Source organism: Erwinia typographi (assembly GCF_000773975.1).
Classification (GTDB): Bacteria; Pseudomonadota; Gammaproteobacteria; order Enterobacterales; family Enterobacteriaceae; genus Erwinia; species Erwinia typographi.
Map to the genome: position 1 here is coordinate 51,898 of NZ_JRUQ01000024.1, position 19,366 is coordinate 71,263.

General features: G+C 55.9%; 19 protein-coding genes. 7 read left to right on the plus strand and 12 right to left on the minus strand.

All coding sequences use genetic code 11. From position 1 onward, the window contains the following. The first annotated feature begins 32 nt into the window (after window positions 1-32). Together astE and spy are read left to right on the plus strand one after the other, a co-directional pair. Entirely contained in the window at window positions 33-1,034 is a 1,002-nt protein-coding gene (astE, locus tag NG99_RS06790; RefSeq protein ID WP_034889974.1) for a succinylglutamate desuccinylase, read from the plus strand. A gap of 390 nt (window positions 1,035-1,424) precedes the next feature. Further along, window positions 1,425-1,922, plus strand: coding sequence for an ATP-independent periplasmic protein-refolding chaperone Spy (spy, locus tag NG99_RS06795; RefSeq protein ID WP_034889977.1), 498 nt, complete (start codon window positions 1,425-1,427; stop codon window positions 1,920-1,922). Between the two features lie 86 nt (window positions 1,923-2,008). Here the strand turns inward: spy and cho are convergent, their stop codons facing one another. From cho to NG99_RS06820, 5 genes are all read right to left on the minus strand, one after another. After that, on the minus strand, window positions 2,009-2,872 hold the full coding sequence (gene cho / locus NG99_RS06800; RefSeq protein WP_034889980.1) for an excinuclease Cho: 864 nt from the start codon (window positions 2,870-2,872) through the stop codon (window positions 2,009-2,011). A gap of 65 nt (window positions 2,873-2,937) precedes the next feature. After that, window positions 2,938-3,822: an aromatic amino acid DMT transporter YddG gene (gene yddG, locus NG99_RS06805; protein WP_034889982.1), complete on the minus strand. Its 885-nt coding sequence runs from the start codon at window positions 3,820-3,822 to the stop codon at window positions 2,938-2,940. Between the two features lie 58 nt (window positions 3,823-3,880). Next, on the minus strand, window positions 3,881-4,708 hold the full coding sequence (gene nadE, locus NG99_RS06810; RefSeq protein WP_034889985.1) for an ammonia-dependent NAD(+) synthetase: 828 nt from the start codon (window positions 4,706-4,708) through the stop codon (window positions 3,881-3,883). Window positions 4,709-4,829: 121 nt separating this feature from the next. Then, the gene (locus NG99_RS06815) at window positions 4,830-6,023 is read right to left on the minus strand and encodes a multidrug effflux MFS transporter (RefSeq protein ID WP_034889988.1); all 1,194 of its coding nucleotides are present in this window, start codon (window positions 6,021-6,023) and stop codon (window positions 4,830-4,832) included. Then, window positions 6,020-6,604 carry a TetR/AcrR family transcriptional regulator gene (locus NG99_RS06820; protein WP_034889991.1) on the minus strand — a complete coding sequence of 195 codons (585 nt, stop codon included), beginning with the start codon at window positions 6,602-6,604 and terminating at the stop codon, window positions 6,020-6,022. The genes NG99_RS06815 and NG99_RS06820 overlap by 4 nt, the downstream gene beginning before the upstream one ends. A 213-nt stretch (window positions 6,605-6,817) precedes the next feature. On the opposite strand from NG99_RS06820, the gene osmE reads away from it, so the two are divergent. After that, window positions 6,818-7,153 carry an osmotically-inducible lipoprotein OsmE gene (gene osmE, locus NG99_RS06825; protein ID WP_034889994.1) on the plus strand — a complete coding sequence of 112 codons (336 nt, stop codon included), beginning with the start codon at window positions 6,818-6,820 and terminating at the stop codon, window positions 7,151-7,153. A gap of 59 nt (window positions 7,154-7,212) precedes the next feature. Here the strand turns inward: osmE and NG99_RS06830 are convergent, their stop codons facing one another. From NG99_RS06830 to hxpB, 5 genes are all read right to left on the minus strand, one after another. Continuing rightward, window positions 7,213-7,590 (minus strand): DUF6515 family protein, encoded by a 378-nt coding sequence (locus NG99_RS06830; protein WP_034889997.1) that lies wholly within the window; start codon window positions 7,588-7,590, stop codon window positions 7,213-7,215. A 153-nt stretch (window positions 7,591-7,743) separates the two neighbouring features. After that, the gene (gene katE / locus NG99_RS06835; RefSeq protein WP_034890032.1) at window positions 7,744-10,008 is read right to left on the minus strand and encodes a catalase HPII; all 2,265 of its coding nucleotides are present in this window, start codon (window positions 10,006-10,008) and stop codon (window positions 7,744-7,746) included. A 165-nt stretch (window positions 10,009-10,173) separates the two neighbouring features. Further along, window positions 10,174-11,571: an L-cystine transporter gene (locus NG99_RS06840; protein WP_034890000.1), complete on the minus strand. Its 1,398-nt coding sequence runs from the start codon at window positions 11,569-11,571 to the stop codon at window positions 10,174-10,176. 164 nt (window positions 11,572-11,735) lie between these two features. Beyond that, window positions 11,736-12,326 carry a metal-dependent hydrolase gene (locus NG99_RS06845; RefSeq protein ID WP_034890002.1) on the minus strand — a complete coding sequence of 197 codons (591 nt, stop codon included), beginning with the start codon at window positions 12,324-12,326 and terminating at the stop codon, window positions 11,736-11,738. Between the two features lie 130 nt (window positions 12,327-12,456). After that, window positions 12,457-13,128 (minus strand): hexitol phosphatase HxpB, encoded by a 672-nt coding sequence (gene hxpB, locus NG99_RS06850; protein WP_034890033.1) that lies wholly within the window; start codon window positions 13,126-13,128, stop codon window positions 12,457-12,459. A 169-nt stretch (window positions 13,129-13,297) separates the two neighbouring features. On the opposite strand from hxpB, the gene NG99_RS06855 reads away from it, so the two are divergent. After that, a complete protein-coding gene (locus NG99_RS06855; protein WP_034890004.1) occupies window positions 13,298-13,837 on the plus strand; it encodes a YniB family protein in 540 nt (179 codons plus the stop codon). A gap of 21 nt (window positions 13,838-13,858) precedes the next feature. Here NG99_RS06855 and NG99_RS06860 read toward each other — a convergent pair whose 3' ends face one another. Then, window positions 13,859-14,752, minus strand: a complete 894-nt coding sequence (locus NG99_RS06860) for a fructosamine kinase family protein (RefSeq protein WP_034890007.1) — start codon at window positions 14,750-14,752, stop codon at window positions 13,859-13,861. Window positions 14,753-14,861: 109 nt separating this feature from the next. After that, entirely contained in the window at window positions 14,862-15,155 is a 294-nt protein-coding gene (gene ghoS / locus NG99_RS06865; protein WP_034890011.1) for a type V toxin-antitoxin system endoribonuclease antitoxin GhoS, read from the minus strand. A gap of 142 nt (window positions 15,156-15,297) precedes the next feature. On the opposite strand from ghoS, the gene NG99_RS06870 reads away from it, so the two are divergent. The 3 genes from NG99_RS06870 to NG99_RS06880 all read left to right on the plus strand — a co-directional run bounded on the left by NG99_RS06870 (window position 15,298) and on the right by NG99_RS06880 (window position 19,248). Beyond that, window positions 15,298-16,437: an ABC transporter substrate-binding protein gene (locus tag NG99_RS06870; RefSeq protein ID WP_157032575.1), complete on the plus strand. Its 1,140-nt coding sequence runs from the start codon at window positions 15,298-15,300 to the stop codon at window positions 16,435-16,437. A 373-nt stretch (window positions 16,438-16,810) separates the two neighbouring features. Beyond that, window positions 16,811-17,566 carry a DUF481 domain-containing protein gene (locus NG99_RS06875; protein WP_034890014.1) on the plus strand — a complete coding sequence of 252 codons (756 nt, stop codon included), beginning with the start codon at window positions 16,811-16,813 and terminating at the stop codon, window positions 17,564-17,566. Between the two features lie 482 nt (window positions 17,567-18,048). Beyond that, window positions 18,049-19,248: a tyrosine-type recombinase/integrase gene (locus NG99_RS06880; RefSeq protein ID WP_034890016.1), complete on the plus strand. Its 1,200-nt coding sequence runs from the start codon at window positions 18,049-18,051 to the stop codon at window positions 19,246-19,248. Window positions 19,249-19,366: the final 118 nt, after the last annotated feature.

Genomic DNA, 19,366 nt, shown 5'->3' on the forward strand with positions numbered 1-19,366 from the left:
GAAGGAGTAGAAACTCACAACAAGGAGAACGTATGCAGGACTTCCTGAAACAAACCCTCAGCGGCGAGCCGCCTGAACAACGCTCAGGGCGTAATGACCAGCTCAGCTGGCAGTGGCTGGATGAGGGCATCCTTGAGATGACCCCGCTCAATGCTTCCTCTCAGGCGCTGGTGATTTCCGCCGGCGTCCACGGTAATGAAACCGCGCCGGTAGAAATACTGAATGAGCTGGTCGGCCAGCTGCTGCGGGGCGAGAAGCCGTTGCTTCCCCGATTGATGGTGATTTACGGCAATCCGTCGGCGCTGCGCGTTAACAAGCGCTATCTGCGCTGCGATATTAACCGCATGTTTGGCGGCCGCTGGCAGCAGTATGAAGACTGCCCTGAGGCACGGCGGGCCTGGCGTCTTGAGCAGGCGATGGAGACCTTCTGGCAGGTCGGCTGCCATGAGGAAACGCGCTGGCATCTCGATATGCATACGGCTATTCGTGGCTCATATCATGCGCGGTTCGGCGTAATGCCGCTGCGCGAAACGCCGTGGCCGCAAGACTTTCTGCACTGGCTGGCTTCCGCTGGCCTTGAAGCGCTGGTGTTTCACCGCGCACCGGGCGGAACCTTTACCCACTATAGCTGCCGCCACTTCAGCGCCAGCAGCTGTACGCTTGAGCTGGGTAAGGCGCTGCCGTTTGGCAGCAATGATCTAGCGCAGTTCAGCGCGGCGCAGCAGTCGCTGGCCGCGATTCTGTTTGGGGAAGCCTTACCTGAGGTAACGGCGCCGCCGCGCTGCTATCGGGTTTCGCAGCAGATCACTCGCCGCACTGAAGCATTTATCCTGCATATGAGCGGCGAGACGCTCAATTTCACCGCCTTTCCTCAGGGAACGCTGCTGGCCGAAGATGGAGATACGCGCTTTTACGTGCAGCAGGCGAGGGAATACGTCATGTTCCCCAATCCGAACGTCGCGCTGGGTCAGCGGGCAGGCCTGATGCTGGTGGAGGATAATGCGCACAACGACGCGCTGGGTTCAGAGCGGTAGTTGCTCTGCCGGAAGAGTTAAGGGCGATTGCCGTGCCGGTCGCCTGGTATTTCAGCCTGGCGCTCCATTTATTTCGTTATCCAGGCTCCCGCTGGCCGCCGGGTCAAAAAACGTATCCCCGGCTGCGTGAGGAAGCCTTACTTTTCCCTTTCCGGATCCTGTCGTTCGTATTACACTTCTCCATAATTTCTGCATTAATTAGCGTAAATTCATATCTGTTAGCAATTCCTCACGCTATTCTTCGCATTCTCTCCATGATTGCCACCATTTTGTCTTTTATGCTTTCAGGGCTTTACCAACGCTCTGAGTACTTGACGTTCAGCGCCCTAAACTGAGTTCCGACATCACGACATTGCTGTCGTCACAGAACTGAAAAGTAAGGATAAAATGATGCGTAAATTAACTTCTGTTGTTGTTGCTATGACCCTGGCCCTGGGTGCTGCGAATATCGTTCACGCTGCGGCTGATAATATGACGCCTCCTCCGGCCGGAGCGGATAAAGGCATGATGCATATGCCACCTCGTCACGGCGGAATGCACCATGACATGTTTAAAGGCCTGAACCTGACGGATGCGCAGAAAACACAAATGCGCGCCATCATGAGAGACGCCCATAAAGAGATGAAGCGTCCTTCTCTGGACGATCGTCGCGCTATGCACAGCATTATTGCTTCCGACAGTTTCGACCAGGCTAAGGCTGAAGCCCAGGCAACCAAAATGTCTGAGGATGGCAAAGCCCGCGCGCTGGAGATGATGGCAACGCAGAACAAGATGTACAACGTGCTGACGCCAGAGCAGAAAAAGCAGTTCAACCAGAACTTTGAGAAACGTCTGACTGAAAAGCCTCGCCACGAAGGTAAAATGCTGCCATCAGACGCGCAAGGCTAAGCCCTGCTGAAATAAATTGAGACCGCCGACGTTGTTCACACAGGCCCTGATGCCGTGGACAGCGTCGGCGGTTTCGTTTGTGCGGCTCAGAGAAGGGAAAGGATGGGATACTTGCCGCTCAGGATGGGTTTACACAGAATTTTGTAGCCGTCGCTGTCAAAGCCCTGCGGCGTGGTGGTCAGGCTGCTGGCCTGCGCCAGATCCTCTACCGTGCCCAGATAAAACCAGTTATTGATGATATGAATCTGCTGGTGGCTGACGCCCTGTTCGACCACGCCTACCGCGCCTTGCCACGGCCAGCACTGCACCCGCACCCGTTCCAGCGCCGTCAGCAGGCGAAGGTTATGCTGCTGCGGACTCTCTTTACCACAGCAGGCTCCCGCGCAGCGCCCGAGGCTGGCGCGGAAGCAGGCGCGTCCCTGCTGTAACTTTTCCAGTCCTAGCAGCCCAAGGCAAAGACGCTGTTCGTCAGCGATTTTTTGCAGGGTTTCCAGCGCCGCGTGGCGGTTTGCGTACAGGCCGAACAGATCCGGCGTATGGGAAAAATCCAGCTCTTTCGCGTAAACCACCCTCGGTTTCCCGTCGCTGATATGCAGTGAGCAGAGTTGGCGATTTTTACGCAGCCGCTTATTGAACAGCGGCTGCTGAACCTTAATCATCTGCGCTTCAAGCAGCAGGGCGCCCAGCTCGCCAGCGGTGGGGATAAAGGTGACGTGCCGGGCCTGCCGCAGCATTCTGGCCTCGTCCGGGGTGCGAAAATGCGACATCACCCGGCTGCGGATATTGACGCTTTTGCCAATGTACAGCGGCATCGTCTCGCTCTCGCCGTGAAAAACATACACGCCGGGAAGAGAGGGCAACCCTTCAAGAGAAGGACGAAGATGATCGGGGTATTGATAAATCGCCGCGGGTTCAAACTCCAGGCGATGGCTTGCTGCACGTCTTGCCACACTGCACTCCAGTTACTGGTTACATGTACAGTGTAGCAGGACGCAAGCAGAGAGAAAAGCCGCCGCTAACGGGTGGCACGCCAACAAATCAAGGAGCCGACGGTAACCATCACCACGCCCTGCCAGAAACTGAAGGCAGGCGTCAGCTGAAGCCACAGTGAGGCCAGCAGGGCGGAGAAAACCGGGGTGAAATAGGAGGCGGTCGCCAGCAGGGTCATGTTGCCGTGCTGAATCCCCGTGTTCCAGGCCGAGTAGGCTATTGCCGTAGAGGCCGCCATAAACAGCACTTCCAGTATGACCGACGGGCTGAACTGCATCGGCTGGGGCTGGCCGCCAATAGCCAGCTTCAGCCACAGCGCGACGGCAGTGATCAGGAAAAACAGCGTCACGCCGCTCTGGCCCTGCGCATAGCGCCGGGTAACGTTGTTGTACAGCGCCCAGGCGATGGCGGCGAAGAAGGCCAGGCCGTAGGCGAGCGGATTATCCATCACGTTGTGCCACAGCAGCATCGGCGTCCAGCGACTGTCGCCTTTCAACACCCAGATAATGCCGCTAAGCGCCAGCGCTAAGCCAGGCCACAGCCACCAGCGAAAGCGCTGCTGGTTGAAGGGAATGGCGAAAACAATGGTCAGGCTGGGCCACAGGTAGTTGATCATCCCCAGCTCAAGCGCCTGAGGACGACTGTGGGCGAGGCCAATCGACACGGCGAGGCAGATTTCATAGCTGACGAACAGCGCGCCGCCCCACCATAAATAGCGGGGAGGCAGATTACGCCAGCCGGGCAACCCGCGGGCCAGGCAAAGAAACAGCGCGCTGGCGCTGTAGATCAGCGCCGCGCCGCCGGTGGCGCCAAGCGATTCGGAGATACTGCGAATCAGCCCGACGGTGGTGCTCCATAAAACAATGGCGCAGAGGCCGGTCAGCGTCGCGCGTTGCTGTGTCAGTGCCATGAGGTCCCGGTAGAAAAAAGAAAGGGCGGTTGGCACCGCCCGGAAAACTCAGCAGGAATTACTTCTTCCAGAAGTCGTCAAATACGGTAATTGGCGGGCGGCGCTTGTGCTCGGTTTTCAGATACCAACCCTCAATGATTTTGGCCGCAGACTCGTCAATTTTCTGCCCTTCAAGATACTGGTCAATCATCACGTAAGTGACGCCCAGTGCGACCTCATCCTGCAGGCCCGGACGGTCATCTTCCAGATCGGCGGTGGGCTGCTTGAGGTAGAGATGCTCCGGGCAGCCAAGCTCTTTCAGCAGTTGCTTACCCTGACCTTTGTTCAGACGGAAAATCGGGTTAATGTCGGTGCCGCCGTCGCCGTATTTGGTGAAGAAGCCAGTGACCGCTTCGGCTGCATGGTCCGTACCGACCACCACGCCCGCATTCATCCCGGCGATGCTGTACTGAGCTTTCATGCGCTCACGCGCTTTTTCATTGCCGCGCACAAAATCAGACAGCGTAACCCCGGCGTCGCGCAGCGCCTTCTCGCTGGCCAGGATCGCTTCCTTGATGTTCACCGTCAGCACGCGGTCGGGCTTGATAAAGTCGATGGCGTCCTGGCAGTCCTGTTCATCAGCCTGAACGCCATAGGGCAGACGGACGGCGATAAACTGGTAGCCACTGTCGCCGGTCTCTTCACGCAGCTCCGCGATCGCTATCTGGCTCAGTTTGCCGGTCAGCGTCGAGTCCTGGCCGCCGCTCAGCCCCAGGACCAGCGACTTAATAAACGGGTAGGTTTTCAGGTACGACTTGAGAAATTCCACGCTGGTGCGAATTTCCTGCTTCACCTCAATCGTGGGTTTTACGCCCAACGCTTCGATAATTTCCTGTTGCAGAGCCATTTACCTCTCCTCAGATTCAGTCCCGCGCGATGCGCGGCAGTTGCAAAACATCTGCGCTAAAACTAACTCGCCAGGCGGGAAACAACAAGAATCAATCCTGCTGCTGCCGCTCTTTTGCCGATTAATCAGACGCTTTCGGTTTTTGCGCCAGCAGAACGAACATCGTAATTGCCAGCAGGTAGCAGCCAAAAATGGTGGCGGTCATGGTCAGCACCGACGTTCCGCCAATGCCGGTGATCGGCACCGAGATGCCGCCCAGGGTAAACATCGTAACCCCCATTACCGCTGACGCGCTGCCCGCACGGTGCCCCTGGCTTTGCATGGCCAGCGAGGCGGCCGCCACGCCGACCGCGCCGTTACTGGCGACGCTGAAGAACAGCGCGACCAGCACGATCGGTAAGGCCGCGCCGCTCAGCCCGGCGATCAGTAAGCTGCCGGATGAAACAAACGCCAGCGTCAGCGCGCCTTTTACCACCCGGTACTCGCCCCACAGCGGGCTCAGACGCGCGCTGATCTGTGATGCAAGGATCAGACCAACGCCATTGGCGGCAAAGCAAAAGCTAAACGCCTGGGGCGACAGGCCATACAGCTGCTGTAAAACAAAGGGTGAGGCGCCGATATAGGCGAACATCCCGGACATCATAAAGCCCTGCGTCAGGCAGAAGCCCATAAACGGGCGGTGCCTGATCACCTGGCCGAGCGCGGCCCAGGCGGCAAAAATGCTGCCCTGACTGCGTCGCTCCGGGAGCAGCGTTTCGTTGAGCTTTGCCTTTGCCAGCACAAACAGCAGCACGGCGATGGCGGCAATTACCATAAACAGGCCGCGCCAGTCGAGTACGGCCATCAACGCACCGCCCATCACCGGCGCCGCAATCGGCGCGAGGCCGTTAACCAGCATCAGCAGGGCAAAAAAGCGGGTCAGCTCATGCCCGCTGTACATATCGCGGGCGATGGCTCTGGAGAGTACCGCGCCACCCGCGCCGGACAGCCCTTCAAACAGGCGAGCCAGCAGCAGCTGGTTAATATTCTGCGCCAGCGCACAGCCCACCGAGGCGATCAGCAGCAGCACGAGGGAAAGGAGCAGCGGCCGGATACGGCCAAATTTATCGCTCATCGGGCCAAAGATCAGCTGGCCGAAACCTAAACCCAACAGACCGGCGGTCAGGCTAAGCTGGGCGGTGGCGGTTGGCGTTTGCAAATCCCTGGCCAGCGATGGCAGGGCAGGCAGATAAAGATCGATACAAAGCGGGCCGAGCGCCGCAAGAAGCCCTAGCGTAATGGCATAGCCAAGGCGACTGGAGTGAGCAGGTGTCATTTTTCCTCTGTCTTAAAAAGTAGATCGGTTAACTGTTGGTATAAGATGAAGAGCCTTTCTGCTGACGCTTTCTGTGGCGTCAGTCGGCGAAAGGCCGTTCCTTCCACCAGTACGGCAAACACTTCCACGCAGGTGCGGATATGCTCATCGCTGAAGTGGGGATAGGTTTTTTTTACATTCTGACAGGCGTGAGTGAACATCCTGCTGTCGGCCTCCGCCAGCATTCTGGCCACCACTGGATTGCGGCTAGCCTCGGCGCCCACTTCCAGCATCAGCGCCTCATCATCCTCATCCAGAGCCTGTCGCCAGGCGAGCAGCCTGGGCAAGTTGCGGGCGGTTGCCGTTTCCTCCATATACACCAGCCGGGAATCGATGATCCTTTTTACCATCTCTTCAATAATGGCGTCTTTATTGGTGAAGTAGCGATAAATCTGCCCAACGCTAAGGCTGGCCTCCGCGGCCAGCTGCGCCATGCTGGCGGCATGAAAACCGGACTGGCGGAAACAGCGACGCCCGGCAGCAATAATTTCATCTTTACGCTGACGATGGCGCGCGTCGCGGGCTTCATTGGGCGTACTCATCTTCACCTCTGATTGATCGGCGGCTCGCCTTTCAGCCGGAGGGCGGGATAGAAACCGCCACCGAGAGCGAACGTTCATTCTCATGCCGGTTAGTATAGGCCCGCGCGGTGACACGAGGCACGATTTATTGCCTTTTCATCGCCATAAAGTTGATTAATCAGCGTTTATGTTCCAGGCTTAAGACTACATGGATAACTTTTGAGGAAGAATAAGATGAAGAAGGTAACGGGATTTATTGGTGCTGCTGTGGCTCTGGCCGTTTTATCGGGTTGTACAGCCTATGACCGCGCTGAAAGCTACGTAACAAAACCGGTTGTCCAGGACGTGAAAAAAGGGATGACCCGTCAGCAGGTACGAGATATTGCTGGTCCACCTTCTACCGAAATTACCATGGTTCATGCCCGCGGCACCTGCCAGACCTATGTTCTGGGCGAGCGTGACGGTAAAACGCAGACGTACTTCGTCAGCTACAGCGATACGGGTCGCGTGATGAACTATGGCTTCCAGAGCTGTAAAGAGTACGATACCGATCCGCAAGCGGTTCAGTAACTGTCCCCGCTCAAATAAAAAAGGTCACCCTGCGGGGGTGACCTTTTTTTTTGCCGGGGTTACAGGCCCGGCGGACGGGGAACTTCCAGAAAGCGGCCGTCGATATCACGACGATAATAGTGACCGTCCTGCACGTAAAAACGCTCGCCGTTGTAATCCAACGCGCGCATATCCCCGCTTACGCGCTCTAAGGGCGGCTGAACAACGACATAGGTGTTGTCATTCTGCCGCTGATAGTAATTTCCATTAAGCGCGTAATAGGTCAGGCCGCCGATCAACACCGCAGCCGCTGCCTCTGGGAGGAACGACAGACGATCGGGACCGCCGCCATGGTGCCAACCCGGTCCCGGGCCTGGGCCCCAGCCGCCGGGATGCGCAAGGGCCAGCGTGGGTGATAATAACGTTAAGGCTAACAGCGCACTCATCACCTTTTTCATAAGGTTTCTCCTGGTTCTGACTGAGGCTAACATTACGCCGGGCCGGGAAAAACGCAAGGCCTTAGGGGCCGCCATTGTGGGTTGCTTACAGTGCTTAACGTATTCTTAACTCTCCCTCCATGAAGCCTGCCATATCGCGCCTTAACGGCAGCGTTATGCCGGTACGCTCTGGGCTTTCTGGCTGCGTGACCAGATACGGTGCGCGGCCAGCGCCAGCAGAAACTCACTCATTAGTACGCCCTCAGCTTTACTGCCCTCAACCACGCCTTCCTCCTGCTGGTCGTCGGCAAGTCCAAACTGGGGTTTGAAACGTCGGGCATCGCCGCTAAGGCCAATCACCTTCAGATGCTTATAGGCTTCCAGCAGGAAGTAGCGGGCATCGCCGCTGAGCAGCAGCGCGTCAATATTGCCATCCGGCACGATCGCTGCATCAAACGTCAGCGAGGGAAGGCCGCTAAAGGTGGCGTCAACCGGCAGGTCGGAGCCGTCATCCGCGCGTACCTGGCCCATATGCGGTGCCAGCAGCTTCGCGTGCACGCCATGCAGTTTGAGCTCCTGCAAAATGGCGAGCGTATCGGCGGCTACTACGCCGTCGCTAATTAGCAGCGCTACCTGACGCCCCTTGATCGAGCCGCTGGGAACGGCATACAGGCTCAGGCTGGCGTCCTTTTTAAGCCCGTTGACATCTTTTGGCGGCGCGGTGTGCATTTTCTCATCGGAGAGGGCGATCCCCAGTTGTTCCGCCACGCCGTTAGCCAGCGAAATATCAATATGAACCAGATGATCCACCACCCGCTCACGGATGTATTCGCGGGCAACCTTGCCCAGCTCGAAAGAGAAGGCCTCAATGATGTGCTGCTGCTCGACCGGGGTCTGGCTGTTCCAGAACAGGCGGGGCTGAGAATAGTACTCGCCAAAGGAAGGGCTGCGCTCGCGGACTTTATGGCCTTCAATGCGCTGCTGGTAGCTTTCAAATCCGCCGCGATGCGCGGAAGGCGGCGTTTCACGCGGCCAGTTATCATTGATTGAGTTAGGCTCGTAGTTGGCCGGATTGGTATCAATATCCATCCGGTGCATCCCCTGGCGCTGAAAGTTATGGTACGGGCATACCGGCCGGTTAATGGGGATCTCATGGAAGTTGGGGCCGCCGAGTCGGCTGATTTGGGTATCGGTGTAGGAAAACAGGCGGCCCTGCAACAGCGGATCGTTTGAGAAATCCATGCCGGGAACAATATGGCCGGGGTGGAAAGCCACCTGTTCGGTTTCGGCAAAGAAATTATCCGGGTTGCGGTTGAGCACCATCCTGCCAATCAGCTCAACCGGAACCAGCTCTTCCGGGATCAGCTTGGTGGCGTCCAGCAGGTCGAAATCAAACCTGAACTCGTCCTCCTCAGGAATAAGCTGTACCCCCAGCTCATACTCAGGGTAATCGCCAGCCTCGATGGCTTCCCACAGGTCGCGGCGGTGAAAATCAGGGTCGCGGCCGGTCAGCTTTTGCGACTCGTCCCACAGCAGCGACGCTTTACCCGCAACGGGCTTCCAGTGGAAGCGAACGAAGGTGGCTTTTCCTTCGGCATTGATAAAGCGGAAAGTATGGATGCCGAAGCCTTCCATGGTGCGGTAGCTGCGTGGAATACCGCGATCGGACATCGCCCACATGACGTTATGCAGGGTTTCTGGCTGTAAGGAAACGTAGTCCCAGAAGGAATCGTGCGCGCTTTGTCCCTGCGGCATTTCGTTATGCGGTTCGGGTTTCACCGCATGGACAAAGTCGGGAAATTTATGCGCATCCTGAATAAAGAACACCGGCGTATTGTTGCCCACCAGATCGAAGACGCCTTCCTGAGTGTAAAACTTGGTCGCCCAGCCGCGAATATCCCTGACCGTATCCGCCGAGCCTGCGCCGCCCTGAACCGTTGAGAAACGAACGAAAACCGGCGTCAGCTGCTCGGGGTCGCGCAGGAAATCCGCTTTGGTGACCTCAGACATATCGCGGTAGGGCTGAAAATAGCCGTGAGCGCCCGAGCCGCGGGCGTGAACAATCCGCTCAGGAATGCGCTCATGGTCGAAGTGGGTAATCTTTTCGCGCAGGATAAAGTCTTCCAATAGCGTTGGGCCACGCGTGCCGGCGCGCAGGGAGTTTTGATCGTCGGCAATTCGCGTGCCCTGATTCGTGGTCAGCGGGAAGTTCTCTGCGCCTTTCCGAAAGGCTTCCAGCGCATCGAGCTTGGTATTGTGAGTATCAGGCGCCTTCAGGCTGCCGGGCGCAGTAGGCTGTTTACCCGGCTCCGTCGGCTCGGCCAGCGGCTTATGTGAACCATCTTCAGGGGCCAGTGAATCCATGCCCGGCCTGGCGGAATCGGGGCCGGTAGAGGGCGCATTATGGCTCAGTTCCTTGTTATCGGTTTCTTTCGACATGCTCAGATACTCCTGCATAGGTCGTTTCTGACTCCAGTAACTATAGAACAGGAAGGCCGATACGCCTGCAATTAACAGGGTCTTCAGCGCGAAGGACTGGGCGGAAGCGCTGGCAGGAGGGAGGGAAATGGTCCGGGCCGACAGGAAGTCAGCCCGGAAGGGGAACTAGCGGTGGGCCAGCTCTGCGTCAGTGTCAGCATCGCTATTCAGCAGCGCTTTATCAGTCTGCTTCAGCCACTGGCTGGTCAGGGTTCCGGCGGTCATCGATCCGTTAACGTTCAGCGCCGTGCGGCCCATATCAATCAGCGGTTCGATCGAAATCAGCAGCGCCACCAGCGTAACCGGCAGGCCCATGGTCGGCAGAACGATCAGCGCGGCAAAGGTTGCGCCGCCGCCCACGCCCGCAACGCCAGCGGAGCTGAGGGTGACGATGCCCACCAGGGTGGCGATCCACACCGGGTCAAAGGGATTTATACCAACGGTGGGCGCGACCATTACCGCGAGCATGGTTGGGTAGAGCCCGGCACAGCCATTCTGGCCGATGGTGGCGCCGAACGAGGCCGAGAAGCTGGCAATGGATTCCGGCACGCCGAGGCGACGGGTCTGTGCTTCCACGCTCAGAGGGATGGTGGCGGCGCTGGAGCGGCTGGTAAAGGCAAAGGTAATCACCGGCCACACTTTACGGAAGAAGCGTTTAGGGTTGACGCCATTGACCGACAGCAGCAGGGCGTGAACCGCAAACATGATGGCAAGGCCAAGATAAGAAGCCACCACGAAGCCGCCGAGCTTGATAATGTCGTTGACGTTAGAGCTGGCAACCACCTTGGTCATCAACGCCATCACCCCATACGGGGTGAGCTTCATGATCAGACGAACCAGCTTCATCACCCACGCTTGCAGCACGTCAATGGCAGCCAGCACGCGCTCGCCCTTCGGCTTATCATCACGCAACAGATGCAGCGCGGCAACGCCGAGGAAGGCGGCAAAGATCACTACGCTGATGATGGAGGTAGGGTTGGCTCCGGTCAAATCGGCGAACGGGTTTTTCGGCACGAAGGAGAGCAGCAGCTGCGGCGTGGAGAGATCGGCCACCTTGCCCACGTAGTTATTTTGCAGCGCGGCGAGGCGGGCCGTTTCATTGGCGCCCTGTACCAGGCCGCTGGCGTTAAGGCCAAACAGCCAGGTGACAAAGACGCCGACCAGCGCGGCGATGGCGGTGGTGAACAGCAGCACGCCAATGGTCAGCACGCTGATCTTGCCCAGCGAGGAAGCATTATGCAGCCGGGCGACGGCGCTGAGAATCGAGGCGAAGACCAGCGGCATGACGATCATTTGCAGCAGCTGCACATAGCCGTTGCCGACAATGTTAAACCAGCTGATGGACTCCTTCAGCACCGGGCTGTCGGAGCCATAAAGAGTGTGCAGCGCCAGGCCAAACAGCACGCCGATAACCAGCCCAAGCAGGACTTTTTTCGACAGGCTCCAGTCAGCGCGGCCGGTTTTTGCGAGAATCGCTAACAGCGCCACGAAGGCGATAAGGTTAGCTATTAATGGAAGGTTCATCCCCAGTTCTCCAGTCAACGTGGCGTAAATCCCTACGCCGGTAAGCAACAAATAATTTTTAGCGCGTACTAAGCGTACTCTGAGCGTGAATGGTAGCAGTTGATGCTGGTGCAGCTATATATCCAAACGCTATGGGTTATAACTCTTGGTCTTTTTTTGGTGTTTTAATGCGCAGTTGATGGGGTGAACAGGCGAATCATGCTGTTTTGCACGGAATTTACCATTTGTGCGGGCCAGCCGGACGCACCAAAGGGGGGCATTCCCGCCGGGAACCACATGGCGTAGCCAACCAGCGCCAGGCATAACGCGCGCTCCAGCTGATTTCCTTTTTTGCTGTTCAGTAGCGGCAAACGAAAGCGCCAGCGGCAGGGCCAGAGCAGGGGAACGCCAGCGGGGGTAAGCATATCGGCCGCGATATGGCTCAGATAGCCCAGCACCAGACCCTGAAAGACATCCGCCGGGATAACCCACGCTTTCGGCACCTTCAGCTGGAATAGCGCCACGCCCGCCAGCACGGCAAGCAGGCTATGGGTAAAGCCCCGGTGGCCGAATGCTCTGGCTACCGGTTGCGAGATCCACTTCAGCCGTTGCCCGAGGGTCGATTTGGGATGATCGATATCGGGCAACAGGCAGGTCAGCAGCGTTGCGGGCACCACATGCCACCAGTCGCCGTTCGCCAGCTCGGGCGTCAGCCCGGCGCGTTTGGCGAAGATGGCGCTGGCAATGGCAAAAATAACGTGGCCTTCGGCCGTCATGGATACACCTGGCTGCGGAACTGTCGATGCATCCAGTATAGGGGATATATACAGTAGAATAAATACGTTACGCTGTAACGAAAGATGAATATTTTACTGAACCGCAAACACCTTTTTCTCTCCTGGCGCGTTAGCTGCCGTGGAGATGCGTTGAGGTGAGTTCCATCAGCGAAGCCAGCTTAACGTTTGCCAGCGACCAGCGGGCATCGTCGGCATACTCACTGGCTGGAATGACGATTGAGCGCATACGGGCGGCCCTGGTGGCTATCATGCCGTTGATGGAGTCCTCAAGCGTGACGCAGTTCAGCGGGTCGACGCCCAGACGCGCGGCGGCGTCAAGATACACCTGGGGATGAGGTTTGCTGTAGGGCAGTGATTCAGCCGAGGCCAGCACGTCAAAATAGTCGCGCAGGTTAAACATCGCCAGCACGTACTCAAGCATATGCAGCGGAGAAGCGGAAGCCAGGCCGATTTTCAACCCTTCAGCCTTACACAGCTTCAGCGCCTGCTCCACGCCGGGCAGAATTGGACGCGTTTCTTCCACCAGGTTAAGCGCTCTGGCGATAATCCGCTGGGTCACCTCTTGCTGAGAAGGGCCGTTCCACGGCAGCGTTTCGTGCCACATTCTGACCACCTGATCGATACGTAGCCCCAGCGTATCGGGAAGTTCGTGACGTCTGGAGAGATCGATATTCAGTGTAGAAAACACGTCCATCTCGGCCTGAGCCCACAGCGGCTCAGAATCAATCAGCAGGCCATCCATATCAAAGATTGCGGCGAGGACTGGGCGGGAATAAGACATCATTACGGCTCCGTTTAAAAATTTAGCTCACCTTAGCATGAAGTTTTCCGCGACGACATCCGTCCGGGAGCGCCTGTTTAGGCCTTTTAACGTGACAACGTGAATTTTTCAGGCACATTTTGTTGCCTGCGGGTAAACTTATCCCCTCAAACCTTAGTCAGGAGAAAGCATGACTTATCAACAAGCTGGCCGGGTCGCGATCCTTAAGCGAGTCGCTGGCTGGATTATTTTTATTCCGGCGCTGATTTCAACGCTGATTTCACTGATGACTTTCCTTGAGAAAAGCCGTGAAAAACGCGAAGGGATCAATGCGGTGATGCAGGATTTCTCCCATGTGATGATCGATATGATTCGCTTCAACACCGGGTTCCTGGATATGTTCTGGCATAACTCGCCTCAGCCAGACTTTAACCACGGCAGCAATCTGTCATTCTGGATAGTCTACGCGCTGATTTTTGTCGGGCTGGCTTTGCAGGCTTCAGGGGCGAGGATGTGGCGTCAGTCGCGCCATCTGCGTGAGGGGATTGAGGACCAGCTGATCCTGGAAAACGCCAAAGGGGCGGAAGGGCGTTCCCGCCAGCAGCTGGAGGAGAAAATAGTTATCCCGCGTCACACCATTCTCCTGCAAGTCTTCCCGCTTTACGTTTTACCGGTGGTGATTGCCGTTGCTGGCTATTTCATCCTCAAGCTGCTCGGTTTTATCTACTGACAGCACGGCCTGATGCGGCGATCAGGCTGGGTGGGCGTGCCGTTTGCCCAACTCATCCGCATCCAGCAGCGCGCCTACCGCCTGCTGGGCCTCGCTGAACCAGTGTCCGCCAAACACGTTAGCCCGGTTTAGCAGGTAATAAAGCTGGTAAACCGTCTGGCGCTGCCGGTAGTCGTGCGGCAACGGCCAGACGGATTCATAGCCCTGGTAAATTTCAGTCGGTAAATCCGCATACCAGGAGAGCATCGCCAGATCGCACTCTCTGTCGCCCCAATAGCAGGCGGGATCGAAAATCCACGGGCCGCTGCTGCTGCCGCCACAGTTGGCTGGCCACAGGTCGCCGTGCAAAAGAGAAGGTTGAGGATGGTGGCTGGCCAGCACGGACTGCGCGCAGCGGGTGATGAGATCGATATCGCCATACTGCACGCCTTTCTCCGCCGCCAGCTGAAGCTGCCAGCCAATCCGCTGCTCGGCAAAGAAGATCGACCAGCGTTTCAGCCAGCTGTTTGGCTGCGGCGAAGTGGTGAGATTGTTGTCATAGTCCAGCCCGAACTGCGCCTGCTCACTCCACTGATGCAGCCGGGCAAGCTGCTGGCCCAGCAGCCTGGCGCTGTGCCCATCAAGGGGTTGTAGCGGGATGTATTCCAGCAGAAGGAAGCTGACCTCACGATCGCTGCCGACGCCATAAACGGCAGGGACGCGAACGGTTTTAGTGCGGGCCAGTAGCTGAAGCTGGTCAGCTTCCCAGGCAAAAAGATGCAGCATGTCCCGGCCGTTACACTTCACGAACACATCATGTTCGCCATAGCGAATCCGCCACGCCGGATGGACATCGCCGCCCGGCAGTTCCGTTCGCTGGCTGATTTCGGCTTCGCCTAACTGCTCACTCAACAGACGACTAATGGCTGACCACATAGCGGTTTCCTCTTTTCGCTGCGTTTTGCAGGACAAACGAATAATAGCGCTTAAAGAATAATCAAAACCAGCGCCAGCGCCAGACTGGGCGCATTTATTTTAGATAATTTTAGTGTTTATCACTCTCCAGAAACGCCTGAAAGCTCTGGATCTCGACTTCCGGCTTTTGACCCAGCGCCAGTTCGCCCAGCTTTTCCGCCTGCTCACGGATTTTATCCTCTTCCTGCGCGCTGGTGATGCCAAAACTGTTGGTTCCCAGCTCATGGGGATGGCCTTCGGCATCGGCCATTGACGTCGTAAAGCCGCCGTTGGTCAGGGCGCTGGTCAGCTCAAGAACATCGCTTAATCCTTTCTCCTGGTAACGAAGTGTCACCACATACTGCGCAATCCCGGAACCACTCATAATTCACCTCATTGTTAAACCGTGAGTTTTTAGCATAGTTCATCGTCAGCAAAGGGGATCGTCAGCGGCGCGAATGTTGCCAATGCAACTGGTTATCATTACTATTCAGTCCCTATCCCCTGACAAGTATGCCGGAGCCGACGTGTCATTTAAGCCTCAACTTACCACCCTGGCCACTTTGCTGGCGCTTTCCACCGCGACTTTTTCTGCTTTTGCCACCAGCTATCCGGTGACGCTGACCGACAGCGATGGCAAACAGGTGACCCTGCAACATGAACCCCAGCGCGTGGTGCTCCAGGATGGCCGCGATATCCTGACGCTGGCGCTGCTGGACCGTGACGACCCGTTTCACCGGCTGGTGGCCTGGAATAACCTGCTGAAGAAAAGCGACGGACCCACCTGGGATTTGATGGCAAAGAAATGGCCGCAGGCAAAAAATATCATTGATATGGGCTTCAGCGACAAAGGGGAGGTGAATCTTGAAAGCGTGGTTGCCGAGCGTCCCGATCTGATGATTGCCCAACTGCGCTCGAAGCCCTCGCTGACTCAGGGGGGCGTGCTGGAGAAAATGAAGCAGCTTGGCATCCCGGTGCTGTTCATTGATACCTTCGAGAATCCGGTGGTCGACACGCCGAAAAGCATCACCACGCTGGGCGAGGCGCTGAACCGCGAATCCGAAGCAAAAGCCTACACCGATTATTATCAGCAGCACTATCAGGCCATCGTCAGCAAAACGAAAAGTATCACCCCGCAGCCGCTGGTCTTTATCGAAGCTAAAGCCGGGCTGGGTGGCCTTGAATCCTGCTGCTTCACTCATGCGCACGTCGGCTGGGGCGCGATGGTCGAAGCGGTAGGAGCAAAAAATATCGGTTCCGGGCTGCTGCCGGGCGCCACCGGAGATATTTCGCTGGAGAAGGTTATCGCCATGAAGCCGGATGTTTATATCGTCTCCGGGTCACAGTGGGCCAGCAAAAATAACGCGGCCGTGCCGTTTGGCTATAACGTGACCAGCGCGCAGGTCGATCGGGCTTTTGATCAGATGAAGCAGCGTCCGGGCTTTTCTCAGGTCTCGGCCATCAGCAACCATCGCTTCTATGGCCTCTATCATAATTTTTATAACCACCCCTACAACATTGTCGGCCTGGAATACCTGGCGAAATTCATTTATCCGCAGCAGTTTACCGAACTTGACCCGGCTAACACCTGGAAAGAAATTGTCACGCGATTCACTAAGGTGCCGTTAGGCGAGGGCGTACTGGGCGCGCAGGCACCCGCAACGTGATCTTAGCCATCGTGATAAACCGCTAGCGCAGATAAAGGGTGACAGAACATGTCACCCTTTTTGTCACTTTATCCGGCTTCAGGAAAGCGCGTGGTTCGCCTGGAAACATAATGAGATATGTTGTCATATTAAGACATAAAAATTTATCTTTTCGGAGATAATTCTTATTTACTCCCCGCTGTAAATTCTCCAGTTAACCTTTATACTGCGCGTGGTTAATGGGAATCCTCTCATTTAGAGTCTGGAAAGCAGCAGTCGCTCATCAAAAAGAGCGATATCATAAAATGTTACGATTCTTACCCTAAAAGGCATTGATCGTCTTGCGAAACTGGTCAGACTCACTCTTTTTAAACTGTCGTACGGATCACACATAATGAAATCGCTTAACAAGCTGTCTGTAGTTCTTTTGCTCTCCGGGGGAGCGCTGTGCCACCAGGCTCTGGCGGACAACAATGTCTTTACGGTCATGGACGATCCTTCAACAGCAAAAAAAACCTTCGATGGTAGCGCGTCTGCGGGTTATCTGGCCCAGACCGGGAACACCACCAGCTCCTCACTGACGGCTAACACCAATATGACGTGGTATCAGCCGAATACCGCATACAGCTTGTGGGGCAACGCCAGCAACACCTCTTCCAACGATGAGCGCTCCTCTGAGACTTATCAGGTCGGTGGACGTACGCGTTACAACCTGAATGAATATGACTATCTGTTCGGTCAGGCAAGCTGGCTGAGCGATCGCTTTAACGGTTACGACGGTCGCTCTTTCCTGGCGGCAGGTTATGGTCGCCAACTGCTGAACGGCCCGGTACACTCGCTGCGTGTGGAAGCCGGTCCTGGCGTGCGCTATGACGATTATCACGACGGTGGTCATGATACAACGGCGCTGGCCTACGGCGCGCTGAGCTATCAGTGGCAGCTGACGGATACCACTAAGTTTATTCAGGGGGTTTCCGTGTTGGGTAGCGATGATACGACAGTCAACTCCGAAACCGGTTTGCAGGTGGCTATTAACCAGAGCTTCTCACTGAAGCTGGCCTACAACGTGACCTGGAACCAGAATCCGCCAGAGTCAGCCCCGGATAAAACCGATACCAAAACCACGATTATGTTGTCTTACGCGATGTAACCGTCAGGGCGTTGTGTCTCGCCATTTCTTTATGTTCAGGCCGATCTTTTCTCTCAGGAAAGGTCGGCCTGCTACGTTATTCCCTGCCTGCGCGTCATTCGTTACACAAAGACCTGAAGCGTTAACCGGGAGCCGTGATACCGCCTTTGATCTGCGGGGTATAGCGTGTAAGATGTTCGTCCCTCAGGAGTTTTTGCATTGCGCCGGCTTCTGAACAGGTATACCAGGCAGAGTACCAAACTGATAACTGTGAGTCGGTTTCAAGTCTCGTAGCCCTGATGTATATGAATAAACTCATTTTTGTATGTAGCCTTGCGTGTAAGCCACTACCGCCATTCATAGTCATTCATCTCTGTGCTTTATTTCATAAAAATCCCTCTTAAAATCATAATCTCGCCCACTTATGCATCCATACCAATCTATCCCCATCCATGTTCGTGCGCTAATATCTGTGTACCAAATCGTGTACCAAAAATGAAAATATGCCTCTTAACGACACAAAGCTCAGGAAGATTGACGGAAAGCCCTACAATGGCCCAGTAGAGCTGCCGGATGGTGGGGGGCTCTCGGTGAGAGTCAGCCCAAAGGGTGTGATCACCTTCCAGCTACGCTACCGCATTGCTGGTGAACTCAAGCGTATGAAGATCGGTCGATATGGCACTATCTCACTTCGCGAGGCGCGGGACTATGCAGAGTCCTATCGTAAGCTCATAGCTGAGGGGAAAGACCCGGCTATAGCCAAGCGGATGCATATTGATGATGTGGCATCCGCACCTAACGTTTCTGTGTTGATCAACGAGTGGCTAGATAGTCCTGCTGCGAAAAAGCTGGTTAAGCATGCATACTGGAAGCGGGCGCTTGAAAGGCATGTAACTCCCTATGTTGGAAAGATGATTGCCGATGAAATGAAGTTGTCACACTGGGAACCCGTATACAGTCGCATATCGAATAATGATGCTCCGGTGATGGCTGGCGGCGTGCTTGTGAAAATGAAGCAAATTCTTAACTACGCTATCAGGCGAGGCCGCATTACTAAAAATGTCCTTTCAACATTATCTATTCCTGACGTTGGTGCTGCACCAAAAGCAAAGAGTCGGCATTTCAGTGATAGTGAGATTGGCCTCTACTGGAAATCAGTTGATAAAACGAACATGGCCTACCAGAACAAAATCTTTATGAAGTTGGTTCTGCTGACCGGTTGCAGAGGAATTGAGCTGAGGTTGGCAGTTAAAGATGACTTTGATTTTGACAATAAGGTATGGTCGGTCAGGGAGGAAAACTCCAAGACACGAGTGGCCTTCAAAAGAGGGCTGTCAGCGTTGTCCATAACGCTGCTTCAGGACGCTTTTGATATTTACCCGGAGTTCTCTTTCGTATTTCCGCCAGCGTCGCTCCGAGAGGACAGGCCAATGGCTAACAGCGTTCTGGTATCACTCGCTGGTCAGATTGGTGAAGTGATGGGTATTTCAGACTGGAGCACTCATGACCATCGCAGGACATGTAAGACTAAAATGGCAGAGTTAGGCGTTGCGCCACATGTCTCTGAGAAAATCCTTGGGCATAAGCTGGCGGGGATGCTGGCGGTTTATGATCAACATGATTACATCAAGGAACAGATCGAGGCAGCTGAACTGTGGGCTGATAAAATTCAACGTTGCTCCGGGGAGATGAACCCCATTTGATGGCAGAACCGTATTACTTCGTCGTAGCGGTAGATTGATCCACCTTTGGCCGGGTTCAGTTCAGCGACCTCTGAGGGGAAGGGCGTGTTCATTTTGGCCCACTGACCCTGTACACGAT